General features: G+C 60.9%; 17 protein-coding genes. 12 read left to right on the top strand and 5 right to left on the bottom strand.

Annotation, left to right across the window (positions count from 1 at the left end):
* The first annotated feature begins 69 nt into the window (after positions 1-69).
* The 5 genes from petA (at position 70) to VF436_RS13210 (ending at position 4,019) form a co-directional block, all read left to right on the top strand.
* Entirely contained in the window at positions 70-675 is a 606-nt protein-coding gene (petA, locus tag VF436_RS13230) for a ubiquinol-cytochrome c reductase iron-sulfur subunit (RefSeq protein WP_330904492.1), read from the top strand.
* On the top strand, positions 675-1,976 hold the full coding sequence (locus VF436_RS13225) for a cytochrome bc complex cytochrome b subunit (RefSeq protein WP_330904491.1): 1,302 nt from the start codon (positions 675-677) through the stop codon (positions 1,974-1,976). Before petA ends, VF436_RS13225 begins: the two co-directional genes overlap by 1 nt.
* On the top strand, positions 1,969-2,703 hold the full coding sequence (locus VF436_RS13220; protein WP_330904490.1) for a cytochrome c1: 735 nt from the start codon (positions 1,969-1,971) through the stop codon (positions 2,701-2,703). Before VF436_RS13225 ends, VF436_RS13220 begins: the two co-directional genes overlap by 8 nt.
* 78 nt (positions 2,704-2,781) lie before the next feature.
* Positions 2,782-3,405 (top strand): glutathione S-transferase N-terminal domain-containing protein, encoded by a 624-nt coding sequence (locus VF436_RS13215; protein WP_330904489.1) that lies wholly within the window; start codon positions 2,782-2,784, stop codon positions 3,403-3,405.
* 164 nt (positions 3,406-3,569) lie between these two features.
* Positions 3,570-4,019 (top strand): ClpXP protease specificity-enhancing factor, encoded by a 450-nt coding sequence (locus VF436_RS13210; RefSeq protein WP_414649853.1) that lies wholly within the window; start codon positions 3,570-3,572, stop codon positions 4,017-4,019.
* Positions 4,020-4,050: 31 nt separating this feature from the next.
* Here VF436_RS13210 and VF436_RS13205 read toward each other — a convergent pair whose 3' ends face one another.
* From VF436_RS13205 to VF436_RS13190, 4 genes are all read right to left on the bottom strand, one after another.
* Positions 4,051-4,554: a DUF3301 domain-containing protein gene (locus VF436_RS13205; RefSeq protein WP_330904488.1), complete on the bottom strand. Its 504-nt coding sequence runs from the start codon at positions 4,552-4,554 to the stop codon at positions 4,051-4,053.
* Between the two features lie 102 nt (positions 4,555-4,656).
* On the bottom strand, positions 4,657-5,514 hold the full coding sequence (gene nadC / locus VF436_RS13200; RefSeq protein ID WP_330904487.1) for a carboxylating nicotinate-nucleotide diphosphorylase: 858 nt from the start codon (positions 5,512-5,514) through the stop codon (positions 4,657-4,659).
* Positions 5,511-7,820, bottom strand: coding sequence for a DUF1631 domain-containing protein (locus VF436_RS13195; protein WP_330904486.1), 2,310 nt, complete (start codon positions 7,818-7,820; stop codon positions 5,511-5,513). Before VF436_RS13195 ends, nadC begins: the two co-directional genes overlap by 4 nt.
* 140 nt (positions 7,821-7,960) lie before the next feature.
* Positions 7,961-8,233, bottom strand: coding sequence for a Trm112 family protein (locus VF436_RS13190; RefSeq protein ID WP_330904485.1), 273 nt, complete (start codon positions 8,231-8,233; stop codon positions 7,961-7,963).
* A gap of 71 nt (positions 8,234-8,304) precedes the next feature.
* On the opposite strand from VF436_RS13190, the gene purE reads away from it, so the two are divergent.
* Positions 8,305-8,808, top strand: coding sequence for a 5-(carboxyamino)imidazole ribonucleotide mutase (gene purE, locus VF436_RS13185; protein WP_330904484.1), 504 nt, complete (start codon positions 8,305-8,307; stop codon positions 8,806-8,808).
* A complete protein-coding gene (locus tag VF436_RS13180; RefSeq protein ID WP_330904483.1) occupies positions 8,805-9,959 on the top strand; it encodes a 5-(carboxyamino)imidazole ribonucleotide synthase in 1,155 nt (384 codons plus the stop codon). The genes purE and VF436_RS13180 overlap by 4 nt, the downstream gene beginning before the upstream one ends.
* A 226-nt stretch (positions 9,960-10,185) precedes the next feature.
* Here the strand turns inward: VF436_RS13180 and sodB are convergent, their stop codons facing one another.
* Positions 10,186-10,764: a superoxide dismutase [Fe] gene (gene sodB, locus VF436_RS13175; protein ID WP_330904482.1), complete on the bottom strand. Its 579-nt coding sequence runs from the start codon at positions 10,762-10,764 to the stop codon at positions 10,186-10,188.
* Positions 10,765-10,883: 119 nt separating this feature from the next.
* Between sodB and grxD the strand changes: the two genes are divergently transcribed.
* The 5 genes from grxD (at position 10,884) to VF436_RS13150 (ending at position 17,663) form a co-directional block, all read left to right on the top strand.
* The gene (grxD, locus tag VF436_RS13170) at positions 10,884-11,210 is read left to right on the top strand and encodes a Grx4 family monothiol glutaredoxin (protein ID WP_330904527.1); all 327 of its coding nucleotides are present in this window, start codon (positions 10,884-10,886) and stop codon (positions 11,208-11,210) included.
* Positions 11,207-11,983: an SDR family NAD(P)-dependent oxidoreductase gene (locus VF436_RS13165; RefSeq protein WP_330904481.1), complete on the top strand. Its 777-nt coding sequence runs from the start codon at positions 11,207-11,209 to the stop codon at positions 11,981-11,983. The genes grxD and VF436_RS13165 overlap by 4 nt, the downstream gene beginning before the upstream one ends.
* A gap of 39 nt (positions 11,984-12,022) precedes the next feature.
* Positions 12,023-12,622, top strand: coding sequence for a YhgN family NAAT transporter (locus VF436_RS13160; protein WP_330904480.1), 600 nt, complete (start codon positions 12,023-12,025; stop codon positions 12,620-12,622).
* 243 nt (positions 12,623-12,865) lie between these two features.
* Positions 12,866-14,578 carry a lysophospholipid acyltransferase family protein gene (locus VF436_RS13155; RefSeq protein WP_330904479.1) on the top strand — a complete coding sequence of 571 codons (1,713 nt, stop codon included), beginning with the start codon at positions 12,866-12,868 and terminating at the stop codon, positions 14,576-14,578.
* 649 nt (positions 14,579-15,227) lie between these two features.
* Positions 15,228-17,663: a TonB-dependent receptor gene (locus VF436_RS13150; protein ID WP_330904478.1), complete on the top strand. Its 2,436-nt coding sequence runs from the start codon at positions 15,228-15,230 to the stop codon at positions 17,661-17,663.
* Positions 17,664-17,908 lie beyond the last annotated feature (245 nt).

Here is a 17,908-nt window from a genome sequence, read left to right as displayed (position 1 = left end):
TAACAGATTCTGGTTTGAGTGGGTCGGTAGTCCCTGCACCTCAATGGCATGCAAGTACCGGAGAGCCTGATGGCGAATGAAGTCGTCGATCATGGCCGCCGCCGTTTCCTCACAGCGACTACGGCAGTGGTCGGTGGCGTGGGAGTCGTCGCGGCGGTTGTGCCCTTTATCAAATCCTGGGAGCCCAGTGCGCGGGCCAAGGCGGCCGGCGCTCCGGTCACCGCCGATATCGGCAAGATCGAATCGGGGCAGATGGTCACCTTTGCGTGGCGCAGTCTTCCCGTCTTCGTCATTCATCGAAGCAAGGCCCAGCTCGACGCGCTGCCCAGCCAGGACGATCGTGTGGTCGATCCCAAGTCGGACGCCATCTCCGCCGAACAGCAGCCCAAGTACGCGCAGAACGCCAACCGCTCGATCAAGCCAGAATGGCTGGTACTGGTTGGGCTGTGCACCCACTTGGGCTGCGTGCCCGATTTCGTTCCCGTGATGAAGCCCGAACCGTTCGACCCGAACTGGAAGGGCGGTTTCTACTGTCCCTGCCACAAGTCGCGCTATGACATGGCCGGCCGTGTGTATCAGGGCGTGCCCGCGCCGAAGAACCTGCTGGTGCCGGACTATCACTTCATCGATGACACGCATATCCAGATCGGCGTGGCACCCGGGGAGAAGGGCTGATGGCAAACGTGTTTTCGCGCATTGGCGATTGGGTCAACGAGCGCGCGCCGAACCTGGTGCCGACCTATCGCAAGCACATGACCGAGTACTACGCGCCAAAGAATTTCAATCTTTGGTACTACTTCGGTTCGCTCGCCCTGCTGGTGCTGGTCAATCAGATCGTCACCGGTATCTTCCTGACCATGAACTACAAGACGAGTGCGGCGGAAGCCTTCAACTCGGTCGAGTACATCATGCGTGACGTGGAGTGGGGCTGGCTGATCCGCTACATGCACTCCACGGGCGCGTCGCTGTTTTTCGTGGTGGTGTTCCTGCACATGTTCCGCGGCCTGATGTATGGCTCGTATCACAAGCCGCGTGAGTTGGTATGGCTGCTGGGCATGTTGATCTTCCTGGCGTTGATGGCCGAGGCCTTCATGGGCTACGTGTTGCCGTGGGGCAACATGTCGTTCTGGGGCGCCAAGGTGATCATCTCGCTGTTCGGCACGGTGCCAGTCATCGGTAGCTCGCTGCAGCAGTGGATCATGGGCGATTTCCTGCCCGCCGACGCCACGCTCAACCGCTTTTTCGCGTTGCACGTGATCGCTTTGCCGCTGGTCCTGTTGCTGCTGGTGGTGCTGCACCTGGCCGCGCTGCATGAAGTGGGTTCCAACAACCCCGACGGCGTGGACGTCAAGCACGGCCCTAAGGGCAATCGCTGGGATGCCAACAAGCCGGCCGACGCCATTCCGTTTCATCCGTACTACACGGTGAAGGACTTGGTCGGTGTGGGCTTCTTCCTGCTGATCGCCGCGTTCATTATCTTCTTTGCGCCGACCTTCGGTGGCTGGTTCCTCGAACACGATAACTTCGTGCCGGCGAACAACCTGGTCACGCCCTCGCACATCAAGCCGGTCTGGTACTTCACACCGTTCTACGCCATCTTGCGCATGATCCCGTCGTTCTTCGGTACGGCCTTCTGGGGTGTGCTGGCCATGTTCGGCGCCATCGCCCTGCTGTTCGTATTGCCATGGATCGATGGTGGCAAGGTGCGCTCCATCCGCTATCGCGGCGCCGGTTACAAGTGGGCGTTGGGGTTGTTCGCGCTCTCCTTCGTTGCCTTGGGAGCAGTCGGTGCCGGCGTGGTGGCAGAGGTGATCCCCGAGTGGTTCGGCAACGTAGACGTGACCTTCTGGGAAAACGCCTTCGGCCGCGTGATGACGCTGATCTACTTCGGCTACTTCGTGTTTCTCGGGTGCTATACGCATCTTGGCTGGGAAAAGACCAAGCTGGTTCCGGAACGGGTGACGACGCATGACTAAGCGGGTTTTCTCTTCGATTGCGCTGGCGTTCGGACTGTTGGTCGGCGTGGGATCTTCGGCCATGGCGGCCGAAGAGGGCGGCCTGCCCTCAGCGGGCACCAATGTCGGTGACCAGGCTTCCTTGCAGCGCGGTGCCAAGCTGTTCTTCAACTACTGCGTGGGCTGTCATTCGCTCAAGTATGTGCGCTATTCACGCCTGGCCGAGGACTTGGGTCTGTCGGAAAAAGACGTGATGGACAACCTCAACATGACTGGCGCCAAGTTTGGTGAGCCGGTTGTGTCGCACATGCCCGAAGCCAACGCCCAGCAGTATTTTGGCAAGGCTCCACCGGATCTCTCGCTGGAAGTGCGTGCCAAGGGGGCCGACTGGGTTTTCGGTTACCTCAATGCCTTCTATCTGGATCCGAGCCGCCCGGTGGGCTGGAACAACGTGGTGTTCCCGAACGCCTCGATGCCCAATCCGCTGTGGGAACTGCAAGGCACCCAGATCGCGGTCAAGAAGGAAGGCGAGGATACGGTCGAGAAGCTCGAATTGGCGCACCCCGGCAAGCTTTCGCCCGAGCAATACCATCAGGCCACGCGTGACCTGACCAACTTCCTCGAATATGCCGCCGAGCCCGCGGCGTTGCAACGCCAGCATTACGGCATCTGGGTGCTGCTGTTCCTCGCCGGTTTCACCTTCCTGGCCTATATGCTCAAGAAGGAATTCTGGAAGGACGTGCACTAACAGGCATTCGATATCTGGGGCGGGCGGCGAGGGAAGCGTCGCCTGCCGATGGAAGGGGAGAAGCATAAGGAGAAGCGCATGGTTCAAAGCGCACGTTCGCGTACCGTACTCGCCCTGTACACCACAGCAACTGACGTTCAATGCCACCGGGTCCGTCTGGTCCTGGCTGCCAAGGGCGTCACCTACGATCGCATTGAAGTCAATCCGCTCAAGCCGCCGGAAGACTTGCTCGATCTCAATCCCTACGGCGGCACGCCGACCCTGGCCGACCGTGACCTGGTGCTCTACGACACAGCCGTGGTCTGCGAATACCTCGACGAGCGCTATCCGCACCCGCCGCTCATGCCGATCGATCCCTTGTCGCGTGCGCGATTGCGGCTGGCTTGTGTACGTATCGAGCTGGATTGGCTGCCGCATATCCAGGCCATTGCCGAGGGTGGCAAGTCTGTCGATACGGCCCGCAAGCAGCTTCGCGAACAGTTACTGGCCTCGTTACCGCTGTTCAAGGCATCGAAATTTTTCCTCAATGCCGAAATGAGCCTGGCCGACTGCCTGGTGGCTCCTGTGGTCTGGCGCTTGCCGTGGCTGGGAGTGGATCTGGGCCGTGAGGGTAAGCCAATCCTCGACTATGGCGAGCGCTTGTTTCACAGCCAGGGCTTTTCGCGCAGCTTGACCGCCGAAGAACGCGTGATGCGCGCCTGAGGGCTTCGTTTCGGCCCGGTGCTGGCTTTACACTTATCCTTCTTTTAACGTGAGTGCCGCAGCCTGGATGTATACCGGGCAGGCGCCACGTTGCACCACGGGCAGGCCCCAGACACGAGTTTTCGACGGGAGTACTCGTCGGGGCCACCAGACAGGCTGATTCGATGACCGACCAACAACCACCGATGAGCTCCAATCGTCCGTACCTGCTGCGGGCTATCTATGACTGGATCTCCGACAACAACCTCACGCCCTATATCCTGGTCGATGCCACGCGCGAAGGCGTGCGCGTGCCGCCGCAGGTGATCAAGAATGGTCAGGTCGTACTGAACCTGGCGATGCGCGCCGTGGCCAATCTTGACCTTGGCAATGAATGGATCAGCTTCCAGGCCCGTTTCTCGGGAGTGAGCCAGCAGATCTATATCCCGATCCAGGCAGTATTGGCGCTCTACGCCCAGGAAAACGGCCAGGGCATGATGTTTCCGGCCGAGGAGGGAGGCGATATGCCACCGTCAGGGCCCGACGGCGATGATCCCATGCCGCCGACCAGCGACGGTGATGAGGGTGGCGACAAGCCCAAGCGCTCGACCTCGCATCTGCGGGTGGTCAAGTAACGAAAGCCCCGCCATGGCGGGGCTTTCTTCTTCAATGCAGATGACGATCGCGTGGCCTGAAGGGAAGGATATTGTCATCTCCATCTTCGGCCAGAACGGCATGCCGAGACTCGGGGATCTGCAATTGCACGGTAGGCAGGCTCAGGGAGGTCATGGTGTCACCGATCAGCCACAGCTGCCCCGGCTCGCGATCATCGCCATCAATGCTTACGTCAAAAGCATAGCAACGCTCGATGCTCAGACGTCCATCAACACGTAGAAAGCGGATGCGTCGCAACCCTACCGTTTCATCCAACAACTGCAGACCGTAGCGCTCGCATTGCCGACGGGCTTCGCCCGTGGCCCGATCGCGTGCGCGATGGAATTTCAGCCAAGAACCCACGATGGCCAATAATGCCAATAGCGACAGCAGGTCGGAGAGTGTGCCCATGCCGCCGAGTGTGGGGGTGAGGTTCGGGTGTTGCAAGGCCGCCTTCGCCACCTTGAGTGGCTTGTCGCGGAATGTCGCCAGGAGATGGCAGGCGCTAGTCCGCATTCAATGCCCCTGCCTGGCTGCGAGGACTCCCAGGCAAGCCTGGAACTGGCGAAGACGCCCCACTGGGCGCCCCCGCTACCAGTCTCCCGTCCCCGGATGGGGTCAATCGAACTGCAAGCGCAGGGACAGATCCACCGCACGGACATGCTTGGTCAGCGCGCCGACCGAGACGAAATCCACGCCGGTACCGGCGATGTCGCCGATCGTATTCATGTCGACGTTGCCCGAGACTTCCAGTGGTATGCGGCCTGCGGTGATACGCACGGCTTCATGCATGTCGGCCAGCGTGAAGTTGTCCAGCATGATGCGGTCCGCGCCCGCTTCGATGGCCTGGTTCAACTCGTCGAAATTTTCTACTTCCACTTCCAGCAGCAGCTCCGGATGCAGGCGCCGGCCCGCTTCCACGGCAGCCTTGATGCTGCCAGCGGCCATGATGTGATTTTCCTTGACCAGGATGGCATCGAACAGGCCAATCCGATGGTTGTGGCCACCGCCGCAGCGCACGGCGTACTTCTGCGCCAGTCGCATGCCTGGCACGGTCTTGCGCGTATCGAGCACGCGAGTGCGCGTGCCGGCGACCTTGGCGACGTGTTCGGCCGTGGCGGTCGCGGTGCCGGAGAGCAGTTGCAGGAAATTCAGAGCCGAGCGTTCGGCGCTCAGCAGCGCGCGCGCGTTGCCCTCGATGTGGCAGATCACGTCGCCGGGAGCCACCGTGTCGCCGTCCTGGACTTTCCAGTCGATCGATACGGCAGGATCGAGCTTGCGAAAACAGGCATCGAACCATGCAATGCCGGCGATTACTGCATGCTCGCGGCACGTCAGTGCGGCACGGGCGTGGGTGTGTTCTTCGATCAGGTGAGCGGTGGCATCGCCACTGCGGATGTCCTCGGCGAAGGCGCGAGCGACATCGCCCTCGATCAACTCTGATGAGGGCGGGTCAAGATTCGGTCTGGATGTCATTCTCGATGGGCGGATGCGGCCGCAGTCTGGCTGAGACGGCCAACAATAGCATCCAGGGCGCGATCGAACAGCGCTGTCGAATCGAGGATGCGTGCCGCGCCGGCTACCATCGCCGAGGCCAGCTCGTAGGGCGAATAATCACCCACCTTCAAGCCGCGACGATTGACGAATAGGTAACGCCCGCTCATCGGACTGATCCAAGACAGCTTGGCGCGTTCGACTTCGCCGTCACTATTGGTGAATTCCAGCCAGCTACCGGGTTTTAGCTCGCGCACCTGCAACAGTTCGGAGCTTTCCTCGAAGGATTCTTCGGTCGTTAGTTCCGGCTCGGGCTCTTCCATGGGCTCAGGTTCGACCACGGCCTGGATGCTCTCGGGAATCGGCAACGTGGTCGGTTCTTCGATGGCCCGGACATCCTCTTCCGGCAACGCTTCGCCAAGCTGGTGGCGGTAGTACGTGTGCAACTGGGCCAGCAGGCGCTCGATGTCGCTTTCCTGAAAAGCGACGTTGGCCAGACCGCGACGCAGGGCCCGCTCGATGCCAGGCAGCATCTGGCGCAGGGCGCGGCGGTCATCCGCCTCTCGGGCCGGCTTGGTGCTGGCGATGAATTCGTTGACGAAGCGCAAGGCTTCGCGAAATTCCGTGGATTCCTCGCCCTGGCGTAGCAGCGTAAGCACGAGGTAGTTGGCCCAGGCGCGCGTCAGCACGCCATGCACCAGCGGCGGCAAGGCATGGTCACCGATGCGTGAAAGAATCTCGCGGGCGGCGCGTCGACGCGCCTGTTCAAGTTTTTCGCGGCCGCGAGTGGATTCTGCCACGCGCTGCTCGGCCAGTTCGGCACGGCGGCGGCTGGTGTCGACGAACTCCTGCAACTCGGTACCCAGGCGGTCAAAGATGCCTAGGTCGTCGTCGAAATCCTGCAGCAGGCGATCGACGATGGATTTGATCTTGTCGTAAAGGCGATGGTCGCGGTCCGATTCGGCAGACCAGCCCTTGGCGGTCTCGGCCAGACTGTCGAGCAGGCGGCGCGCCGGATGCTGGCGATGCGCGAACAGCTTGCGATCGATGATTGCCGCCTTGAGGTACGGAATCTGCAAGCGCGTAAGCATGACCTGCATTTCGGCCGGCAGATTGCGGTCTTCGAGGATGAATTCGAACAGCATGCCCACCAGGTCGATGGTGTCTTCGTCCACCGTGGCCACATGGCCGGGCTTTTCGCCGCGCAGCGAGCCCAGTTGCACCAGCAACTGATCCTTGAGCTGCTGTACCTCGCTGGCCAACTCGGCCGAGCTGAGCGGAGCGGCGTGGCTGCCAGCCTGCATCATGGCCACGCCGGAGGCGGCCTGGCTCTGCAGTACGCTCAGGGCGCCAAGCAATTCATTGGCCGTGGGCACCTGGATCGGGCCGCCAAGCGATACGGCGCGACTATCCATCGGTCCGCGACGGGCGCTGAACAGGGTACGCAGGGTTTGCAATAGTTCGGCGCTGGAGTCCTCAGCGATGAAGGATTCGCCGGCATCACCTGCCAGCGCGGTATCGGTGGCTGCATTCGTGGCTGCCGACGCTGAACCTGGCGCACGTGGCGATGCCGCGCGCTGCACTTCGTGTCGCAGTTGCGGCAGCACGCCAGCGCGGATCAGCTCATTGTTGACCTCCTGGTAAAGTTCATCCAGGGCGGCCATGACGTAGCGGTCGAACAACTTGTAGATGATCAACTTGACGCGCATGTCGGCTGACAGCTCGCGCATCGCGCCACGGAAGGCCTGGGCCAGTGCGGCCGGACCGACCGGGTTGTTGGCGTCATCGATCCTGATGCCGCCGTAGATCACCGAAAGGCGCTGGTTGACGGCGAACAGCTCGCGCGTCAGCCGCGTTTCGTTCTTGCCGATCATGCTGGTAATGGCCAGCGATTCTTCCAATTCGTTGTCGGCAACCAGCGACAGCTCGACCGAGCCCAGGGGCAGGCTTGCGGCCACGGGCGCTGTCGAAGGGCCACGATAGCTGCTGGCGAAATCCGACAAGTCGCGCGATACCTGCGCGGTAAAGGAGCGCTCGATAGCCGGGCGGCGCTTGCGCACCTCACGCATGCCGTCGAAGTAGTGCATCTGGGCGGCATTGTTCTCGGCCTTCTCGGCCAGGTCGAACAAGGCATCATCGACATGCTCGAACATGCCGTTGATCAGCAGTTGCAGCCGCTTGCTCGCGATGTCTCTCACATTATGCAAGAGGGCACCACCGCGCTCGCTGGAAGGGTCCAGGCGCTGGCTCAAACTGACAATGTTTGATGGCTCACTGGCGTCTTTCATCGCCACACCCCTGTAGTGCTGCCGCCGCGATGGCGGCCATCCGTTGCCGCATGTATGTGGAAGCGTAAGAGAAAACTCATGCCCATACCATGCCCTGGTTGGCAATTATCTCTGCCGGGACAGGTTCAGGGAACTGCCTTTCAAGCCGCGGTCGGGAAATCCTTGAACTGCGCCGTACCGATGCCTTCTTCGGGCAGCATGACAGGGATGCCGTCGTCGACCCGGTAGATAACCTTGCCATCGGTGGTAATGAGCGCCTCCGGTGTCCGCTCCTGTACAGCCATGCCCGCCACGGTCTGAACCTGGCCGGCCGTAATGGCGGCGTTGAGGGTATCCAGCTCGGCCTTGCTGGCAGGGCGGAGTGCTGTCTTGCTGACGGGGCAGCTGAGGGTTTCGATCAGACGTTTATCCATGAACCGTATATCGGGAGAACGCGCCGGAACGCGGAAAGTCCGTACAATATCCCCTTTTGGGTGACCGAGTCATGACCTCACCAGCCAGCCAGCCCCGTGTCGGCGTCGTAATGGGTTCCCGATCGGACTGGGAGACCATGGAGCACGCAGCCCAGGTATTGGCCGAACTTGGCGTGGCCCACGAAGTGCAGGTGGTCTCCGCCCACCGTACGCCCGACCTCCTTTTCAGATACGCCGAGGAAGCGGCCGGTCGCGGCATCCACGTGATCATCGCCGGAGCCGGCGGTGCGGCCCATCTGCCGGGCATGTTGGCCGCCAAAACGCGAATCCCTGTGCTGGGTGTGCCGGTGCAGTCCAAGGCCCTGAATGGTATGGATTCGCTGCTTTCCATTGCACAGATGCCAGCGGGTATTCCGGTAGGAACGCTGGCCATCGGTCGGGCCGGCGCGGTCAATGCCGGGCTGTACGCCGCCGCGATCCTTGCATTGCATGACAACGCCCTAGCTACGGCGCTGGACGCCTACCGAACCCGCCAGACCCAGACGGTCTTGGACAACCCGGACCCTCGGGCATGAATGCGCCGCGACGCCAGCCCGTTCTGGGCATTCTTGGTGGTGGCCAGCTTGCCCGGATGCTTGCAGTCGCCGCAGCCCCGCTGGGCGTGAAAACCCTGGTCGTCGATAGTGCGCCTGACGCCTGTGCGGGCCAGGTGGCACCGTTGATCGCCGCCGACTGGACCGATAACGACGCACTGGCTCGCTTTGCCGGTGATGTCGACGTGGTCACGTTCGATTTCGAGAATGTACCGGCCGAGTCGGCACAACGTCTGGCCGAACGCGTCGACGTATTTCCCGCACCGCACGCGCTGGCTGTGGCGCAGGATCGCCTGGCCGAAAAGACCTTGTTCCGGGAGTGCGGCCTGTCGACGCCTGATTTCATGACGGTCGACACGCGCCAGGACCTGGACGCCGCACTGGCGAAGGTCGGAGTGCCGGCGATCCTCAAGACACGTCGACTCGGCTACGACGGCAAGGGGCAGTTTCGCATCCGCAGCCTGGATGACGCCGATGCGGCCTGGGTGGAGCTAGGAGCGCAGGCGCAGGCGCACGGTCTGATTCTGGAGGCGTTTGTTCCCTTTGAGCGTGAGTTGTCCGTGGTGGCGGTGCGCGGTCGTGATGGCGATTTCCGCACCTGGCCCCTGACGCAGAACTGGCATACCGATGGCGTGCTGTCGCTGAGCCTGGCTCCCGCGCCCGCCATCGAGCAATTGCAGGAGCGTGCCACGGGCCTGGCCCGAACGCTCGCCGAGCGCCTCAACTACGTCGGTGTCTTTGCCCTGGAATTGTTCGTCAAGGACGGCCAGTTGTTGGGTAATGAAATGGCGCCCCGCGTGCATAACTCCGGGCACTGGACCATCGAAGGTGCGGTGACGAGCCAGTTCGAAAACCATGTCCGCGCCGTCCTGGGCATGCCGCTGGGGGATACCTCGGCACGCGGTTTTTCGGTCATGTTCAACTGGATCGGCGACCTTCCCGATGCAACGCAGGTGCTGGCCACACCAGACGCCCACTGGCACGACTATGGCAAGCAGCCCCGTGCCGGCCGCAAGGTGGGTCACGCGACGGTGTGTGCACGAGACAGGCAGTTACTGACGTCGCGTGCCGCGAAGATTGCGCAAGGCCTGGAGCGTCAGGACCAGATAGCGCCCCTTTACACGAAGGAGTAACAGACCACGATGCGGTCTGCGATTTTGTCGGCCTGGCCCAGGTGGACAAGCGAGGGTGTCTGGCGTGGAAGTTGAGGCGGCCAATGCTCGCTCTTTATGCTTTACAGGCCGCATGAGCGGCCGACGTTACCACGAGCAAAGCGAGCGGCGTTCCCCAACAATATCTGCCGGAAACAACAACGGGACCTCAAGGGTCCCGTTGTTGTTTCCGGCAGGCTTGTTTGAATCAGGCCAGGTTCTTGGCTGCAAAGTCCCAATTGACCAGATTCCAGTACGCCTCGACGTACTTCGGGCGAGCATTGCGATAATCGATGTAGTAGGCATGCTCCCACACGTCACAAGTCAGCAGCGGCTTGTCGCTACCGGTGATCGGAGTGGCGGCATTGGATGTGTTGACGATACCCAGCGAACCATCCGGACGCTGCACCAGCCAGGTCCAGCCCGAACCGAAGTTGCCGGTGGCCGACTTGGTGAACTCTTCCTTGAATTTCTCGAACGAGCCGAACGCCTTGTTGATAGCGTCGGCCACCTTGCCGGTCGGTTCGCCGCCGCCATTTGGCTTGAGCGAATTCCAATAAAAGGTGTGGTTCCAGACCTGGGCGGCATTGTTGAACACGCCACCGGAGGACTTCTTGACGATGTCCACCAGGTCGGCATTCTCGAATTCGGTGCCTTTGATCAGGTTGTTGAGGTTGGTGACATAAGCCTGGTGATGCTTGCCGTAGTGGAATTCCAGCGTCTCGGCGGAGATGTGGGGTTCCAGGGCATTCTTTTCGTAGGGCAGGGCGGGGAGTTCAATCGCCATGTCTGATGGCTCCTTGGCTTGTGGCTTAGGGGGAGTCGGACCGGCGCGGCCGAACGGCCGCCGTGGTTCGACTGATACACTACGGTGCTACGTGCATTGTAATGATGAAATCCACAGCTATGGACGTTAACGAACGAATCAAGGCCGTCTTGGCGGAACATGCGATCGTGCTCTTCATGAAGGGCACGCCGCAATTTCCCATGTGCGGCTTTTCCAGTCGCGCCGCGCTGGCCCTCAAGCAGGCCGGGGCGGACTTTCATACGGTCAACGTGCTGGCCGAGCCGGAGATGCGTGCGGCGTTGCCGCACTACGCCAACTGGCCCACTTTTCCCCAGCTTTTCATCCAGGGTGAGCTAATGGGGGGGTGTGACATCATCGAAGATCTCAAGAACGCCGGCGAACTCGAGCGCATGGTGGCTGACGTCAAAGGGGCGGCGCACCCATGAGTCTTGTGTCCACGCGGTTTCCCGTCGATTGGCAGCCTGCCCACGACAGCCTGATCGATCGTGTCATCGTGGTCACCGGGGCTTACGGTGGCCTGGGGGCTGCCGTGGCGCGTGCCGTATCGAGGGCGGGCGCCACCGTGGTGATCACGGGCCGCCGCAAGCGCCAGCTTGAACAACTGTACGATGCGATGTTGGCCGAAGGATTGCCTGAGCCGGTGATCCACCCACTGGATATGGAAGTGGCGACGCCAAACGATTACGCCGCCATGGCGGACGGCCTGCAGCGCGACTTTGGGCGTCTGGACGGCGTGGTACATGCGGCTGCCAGTTTTACCGGGCTCACGCCGCTGGCCATGCACAAGCCGGACGACTGGTTGCGTGCCCTGCATGTCAATGTATCGGCAGCGTTTGCACTGACCCAGGCCTGCATGCCGTTGCTGCAATCGGCAAGCGACAGCGCGGCCGTCTTCGTGCTGGATGATCCATCGCTGTTGAGCAAGGCGCATTGGGGAGGCTACGGTGTGTCGAAGGCTGCCCTGGAGCGCTTGGTGGCTATTCTCCACGAGGAAACCGATCGCAGCAGCCTGCGCACGCACGCGATCCTGCCCGCGCCCATGCGGACCGCCATACGCAAGCAGGCCTACTTCGGCGAGGATACGACCATTCATCCACTACCTGATGACACCGCGCAAGCGATTGTCTATCTGCTCAGCCAGGCAGGTGCGCCGGCACGCGGCAGGCTGCTGGACTTGCGCCAGCAGATTTCATCTTGATCGCCGTGGCAGGGGCGTACTGAAGTCATGGAAACGCAGATGACGACGCTATCGGCGGGAATCCTGCTGTTCCTGATCATGGATCCGCTGGGCAATATCCCTATTTTCCTGAGCCTGCTCAAAGATGTGGCGCCCAAGCGTCGCCGTTGGGTGCTGGCGCGCGAGTTGCTCATTGCCCTGGGCGTATTGCTGGCCTTCCTGATCGGCGGCCAGCACATTCTCAAGCTGCTGCAACTGCGACAGGAGTCGATCAGTATCGCTGGCGGCATCGTGCTGTTTCTTATTGGCATTCGCATGGTGTTTCCGCCGGCCGACGGCGGTGGCATCTTCGGCAAGCCGGGTGAGGGCGAGCCATTCATCGTGCCGATGGCCATTCCTGGCGTGGCCGGCCCTTCCGCGATGGCTGCGTTGCTGCTGTTGACCAATACGCAGCCAGGACGCACCGCCGACTGGGCCATCGCCCTGCTGGGAGCCTGGGTGGCTACGGCGGTGATCCTGTTGTGTTCGACTTATTTGTTCCGCTATCTGGGCGAAAGTGTGCTGACGGCGCTGGAGCGCGTGATGGGCATGCTGCTGATTGCACTGTCGGTGCAGATGTTCCTGGGAGGCGTGGCGGCCTATCTGCATCTGGCGGTTTGAGCCTGCTCGGTCTGAGACGGGGGTAGCCGGGCGCGTCTGGCAGATTCCGGCTGGCCGTCATGCTCTAAACAAGCAGGCCGGAGTCGAATGCAGGCTCATGGGCTCTACTCAACGGCAACTCCTACATCTCCTTAACTGTTGTCAGGCAAGGGACAGCGCGATCGCAAGATCCTGGTCCCATCAACATCACCTTGCTGTCATAATCCGCCCCCAGGATCGTGATATGTCCTTAAGGAGACGGTCATGCTCAGCGTTGAACAGACCCTCAAAGAACGTTTGCCATGGCTGGCACAGCATCCCAAGATCCATCGTCCGGTGGCTGGTATGTTGGGCAAGCTGGCCGACGAGGCCGGGTTCAATCGCGCGCTGGAAGACAGCGGCGCGTATGAAGGCTTCGATTTTGTCGAACATGCCCTCGACAACCTGGGTGTGTCTTACCGAATTGCCCCCAGGGAGCGCGAACATATTCCGCTGGAAGGCGGCGTCCTCATCGTAGCCAACCACCCGTTGGGCATTCTCGACGCGATGACGCTGCTGCAACTGGTTGGCTCGGTGCGCAGCGACGTGCGCATCCTCGGCAATGACTGGCTGACATCCATCCCGCAATTAAACCGGTTTCTGTTGCCGGTCGACGTATTCGGCAAGGGCGCGGCGTCGAAGTTGCGTGAGGTCTATCGTGCGCTGGATCGCGGGGAGGCCTTGATCGTATTCCCGGCCGGCGAAGTGTCGCGCATGGGACCTTCCGGGGTTCGCGATGGACGCTGGTCGGACGGTTTTGCCCGCATGGCCTTGCGCAGCAAGGTGCCTGTACTGCCGGTGCATGTGGCGGCCCGCAATTCGGCGATGTTCTACGGCTTGTCGATGCTGGCCAAGCCGCTGAGTACGGCGATGCTGCCGCGTGAGGCGGTGTCGCGCGTGCAGCGACGCATCGGTGTGAGCGTCGGCAAGCTGGTCAGCGCCGAGGAGCTAAGCGAACGCAGCGGCGGCTCGACCGAGCAGGCCGCCAAGTTGATGCGCCGTCATGTTTACCGCGTCGGTCGTCGCCGCGGCCTCATCTTCGGTGGCCAGGCGCCATTGGCCCATCCGGAGCCGACCGATCGCATTGTCGCCGAGCTGGCCTCTCAGGCCGAAAAGCTGGCCGATCTCAATGATGGCAAGCAGATCCTGTTGCTCAAGGGCTCGGCAGATAGTGTCGTGCTGCGTGAGATCGGGCGCTTGCGCGAATTGACCTTCCGCAAGGTGGGGGAGGGCACTGGCGCGCGCCGCGACCTCGATGCCTATGATCCGCACTATGAACATCTCGTGCTGTGGGACCCCAAGGCCCTTCACGTGGTGGGCTCCTATCGTTTCGGTCATGGTGGCCGCCTGATTGGCGAGCGCGGCATGGCCGGGCTATACACCTCCAGCTTGTTCAATTATTCCCCTGCGCTGGAATCGCGCCTGTCACAGGGCCTGGAGCTTGGCCGCAGCTTCATTGCACCGGCTTATTGGCGCTCGCGTGCCCTGGACCAGTTGTGGCAGGGCATCGGCCTATATCTGCAACGCCATCGCGAGTTGCGCTACCTGTTTGGCCCGGTCAGCATGTCGGTGAACTTGCCGCGTGAAGCGCGTGAATGGATCGCCGTGGCTTACCAGCACTATTTCGGTGTGCAGGGATTGGCGTCAGCGCGTCAGCCATTCGTGGTCTCGCAGGAGGTCATTGATCTGGTGCGCCATGCGCTGGAGGGGCTGGACTCGACCGCTGGCCTGGGCAAGCTCAAGCATCATCTGGATGCCCTGGGCGTCAGCCTGCCAGTGCTGTATCGCCAGTATGTGGACCTGGTCGAGCCCGAGGGCGTCCAGTTTCTGGGCTTTGGTGAGGATCCGGGCTTCTCCGGCTGCGTCGACGGCCTGGTCATGCTGGATCTGGATAACCTGAAGCCTGCCAAGCGTTCGCGTTATCTCGGCGGGGCATGAGGCGGCGGCTCGTTATACCGAGGCCGCGCGATGCTGGTGGGAGCGACTTCAGTGGTGGTGGGAGCGGCGATCCAGTCGCAGATGGGGGGTGCTAAAGCCCCCAAAGCCGCGATCACGTCGCGACTCGGATGGTGACTGAAATCGCTCCTGTGTCGTCCAATCAGGCGGCTCGATCGGGGTGCCTGGTTCCTTCGGTGAAGGCAGAAGCTTGCGTCGCGCGGGCGAGCTTTGCAGGCTGTGAGCCAGCTCCTGTCACGGGCGTGACCGTATGGTAAAAATACTGTCAAATTCGTATGCAACCATGCTAATGTAGTTGCAAAGCGCGGCCACGATTTTCGGAATTATAGGGACCGAAAATCAGGAAGTGGAAAGCTGATTCGCAATTTCTTGCCTGATCTTGACCGATCGGGTTTTTTTACGCCCAGAGAAAACGTTTAAAATTACGTTAAGTGGCATGAAATTGCGAATCTTTGCAAATACTTGCGAGATTTCGTTGGGCGACTTCTAGCGCTTTGGAGTCTGCAAAAGGTTTGGGCTTGCATGAATGCGACAGGGTTCCCTTCTGGCGAGGGGCATCGGCTCATACCGCGCAATCGGCCGGGATATGCGGCTGGCTAATTCAACCACTTGGAATGTCGGACTTTTAAAAATGAAACGTACCCATCTTTCTATGGCGATCGCCGTTGTCTTCGCTATGTCCGCCAGCATGGCGGTGGCCCAGGACGCCACTGATCAGAACCAGGGCGCTCGCAAGCCGGCTGCCGGCACGGTTGCGGCACAGCGTGGCAACGCCAATGCGTCGAGCACCTCCAACACCACCAATGACAACGCCACGCTGCGCAGCGTGCAGCAGCTCAGTGCTGTGCAGGTCAGCGCCGATTCGCTGTCGCTGGGCGGTGGCCTGATGTCGGTGCAAACAGCCCCCAAGGCCGTGTCGACGATCACCCGCGATGCCATCGTCAAGGCCGGTCCGGGCAGTAACTTCACCCAGTTGATCGCAACGATCCCGGGTGTGAACTCCACCACGGACGACGTGACCGGCCTCTCGGACGGCAATTATTCGATCCGCGGTTTCCAGTCCAACGAAATCGGCGTGACGGTCAACGGCGCGCCGATCAATGACTCGGGTAGCTACGCTGTGTTCGCCAGCGAATACGGCGACTCGGAGAACGTGGGCGACATTACTGTGTTGCAGGGCACGCCGGATCTGGACATGCCCGATGCGGGTGCCTCCGGCGGCCACATCGCTTGGGCGACGATCGATCCGTCGCACAAGGCTGGCGTGGATTTCACCGAGTCGTACGGCTCGCACGATTACCACCGCACGTTCCTGCGCTTGAACACAGGTGATCTGGGTCCGGTGCGTTCGTGGATTTCGTTCTCCGACAACAAGGCAGACAAGTGGCGCGGAGCGGGCGATCTGCATATCCGCAAAGTGGACGGCAAGGCACTGTGGACGATCGACGACAACAACTCGATCAGCGCGTCGTTGCAGTACAACCGTGAAACTCGTAGTCAGTACCGTTACCTGACCAAGGCCCAGGCCAAGTCCGACTACTTCCTGGACTGGGACGAGGCCTACAAGGCCAAGTCGGCCGATACCAACTACTATGGCCTGAAGAACAACCTGTTCTCGAACTACATGTTCAGCCTGGACGGCGAATTCAAGCTGGCCGATAGCCTGCGCCTGTCGGTGGTGCCGTACTTCCAGTATGGCGATGGCGGCACTGGCGGTGGCAGCAGCTTCTTTGCCGAAACCACCAACACCAAGCAGAACCAGAACGAGAACGCACACCAGGACCTGAACCAGGACGGGCAGATCGTCACAGGTCCGAATGGCAAGAAAGCACTGGTGTACTCGTTCAACCGCAGCACCACGTATCGTCCGGGCATCCTGTTCAAGTTCAACCAGGATCTGGGCATGGACAACAGCCTGGAATATGGCCTGTGGTATGAGCGCACGCGCCAGTACCAGAGCGAGCCGTACAGCATGGCCAACTATATGACCGGTACGCCGGACAACATCTGGGGCGATTCGGACTACGTGCTCTACCCGGATGGCCAGATCCAGTCGGCTTATAACGAATTCACCAAGACCACCAACGAAAAGGTCTTCGTGACCGATACCTGGACGCCCACCGACCAATGGACCTTCCAGTTGGGTGCCGCATACCTGCATGCCGAACGCGAAGGTTATGCCTATGAGTATCCGGGCAACCAGGGCGGCTTCAATCCGCCGGCCTTCGGCAGCAACTTCGATCGCAACTATCACAAGGTCACGCCGGCCCTGGGTGTCAAGTACCAGATCGACGAGAACAACCAGTTGTTCTACGGCGTGGGCGAGACCTATCGCGCACCGGTGAATACCGCCGTGTCGCTGAATCTGGTGACCGGTCGTCCGTCGAACAAGCCCGAGCAGTCATGGAACAATGACCTGGGTTGGCGCTTCTATAACGATGTGTTCTCGGCCAGCGCCGAGATCTACCGCGCCAACTTCAGCAACCGTACCGTCAGCGGCTTCGACCAGGATACCGGTGAGAGCTATTCGACCCAGATTGGCCGTGTGAAGCAGCAGGGCTTCGATGCCGAGGCCAGCATCAAGTTCCTCGAACACTTCAAGCTCTACGGTTCATACACCTATACGCAGTCTAAGCTGGAGAGTGACTTCAACGCCGGTGACGATGGTATCTACCCGACCAAGGGTAAGACGATGATCAATGCGCCGCGTAATCTCGGCCACCTGGTGCTCAGCTACGACAACGGTCCGTTCTGGGCCAGTCTTGGCGCGAGCTACCATGGTTCGTTCTACGGCGACTTCATGAATACGGAGAAGAGCGGCGGCTACACCACGTTCAACTTCAGTACGGGCTACCACTTCAACGATTTCGCCACGTGGTTCCGCAGCCCGTACGTGAAGGTCAACCTCGCCAACATCACCGACCGTCACGCCCTGGTGTATGCCACCAACTCGGCGACGCTGGCAAGCGGCACGATCAACGGCCAGAAGGCGTTCACCACCGCGCCGACTTATTCGTTGCTTGAGCCGCGTACCTTCATGGTCACCATTGGCGCCTCGTTCTTCTGAGCGCTGATGCTGTTACCGGCTAGGCTCTGGCCTGACCGGCAGAAACCACCCACGGCCGGCCCCGCAAGGGGCCGGTTTTTTTTGTTTCAGGGCAAGAACTTGGAGGGTGATGTGAGAATTGCGTCAAAAAGTTACGAAACTGTAATATGCTACGACTACAGTTGCCCGAACGTTTTTGCGTCCGTCGCTTCTCGCGGCATGGCGAGCGTTAATAAAAATTAGGGGAATCAGCCATTTGTGCTTAA

The organism is Dyella sp. (assembly GCF_036384435.1).
Taxonomy (GTDB): domain Bacteria; phylum Pseudomonadota; class Gammaproteobacteria; order Xanthomonadales; family Rhodanobacteraceae; genus GSA-30.
The sequence above is the reverse complement of the archived record's forward strand: the minus strand, read 5'-3'. Positions and strand labels throughout refer to the sequence as shown.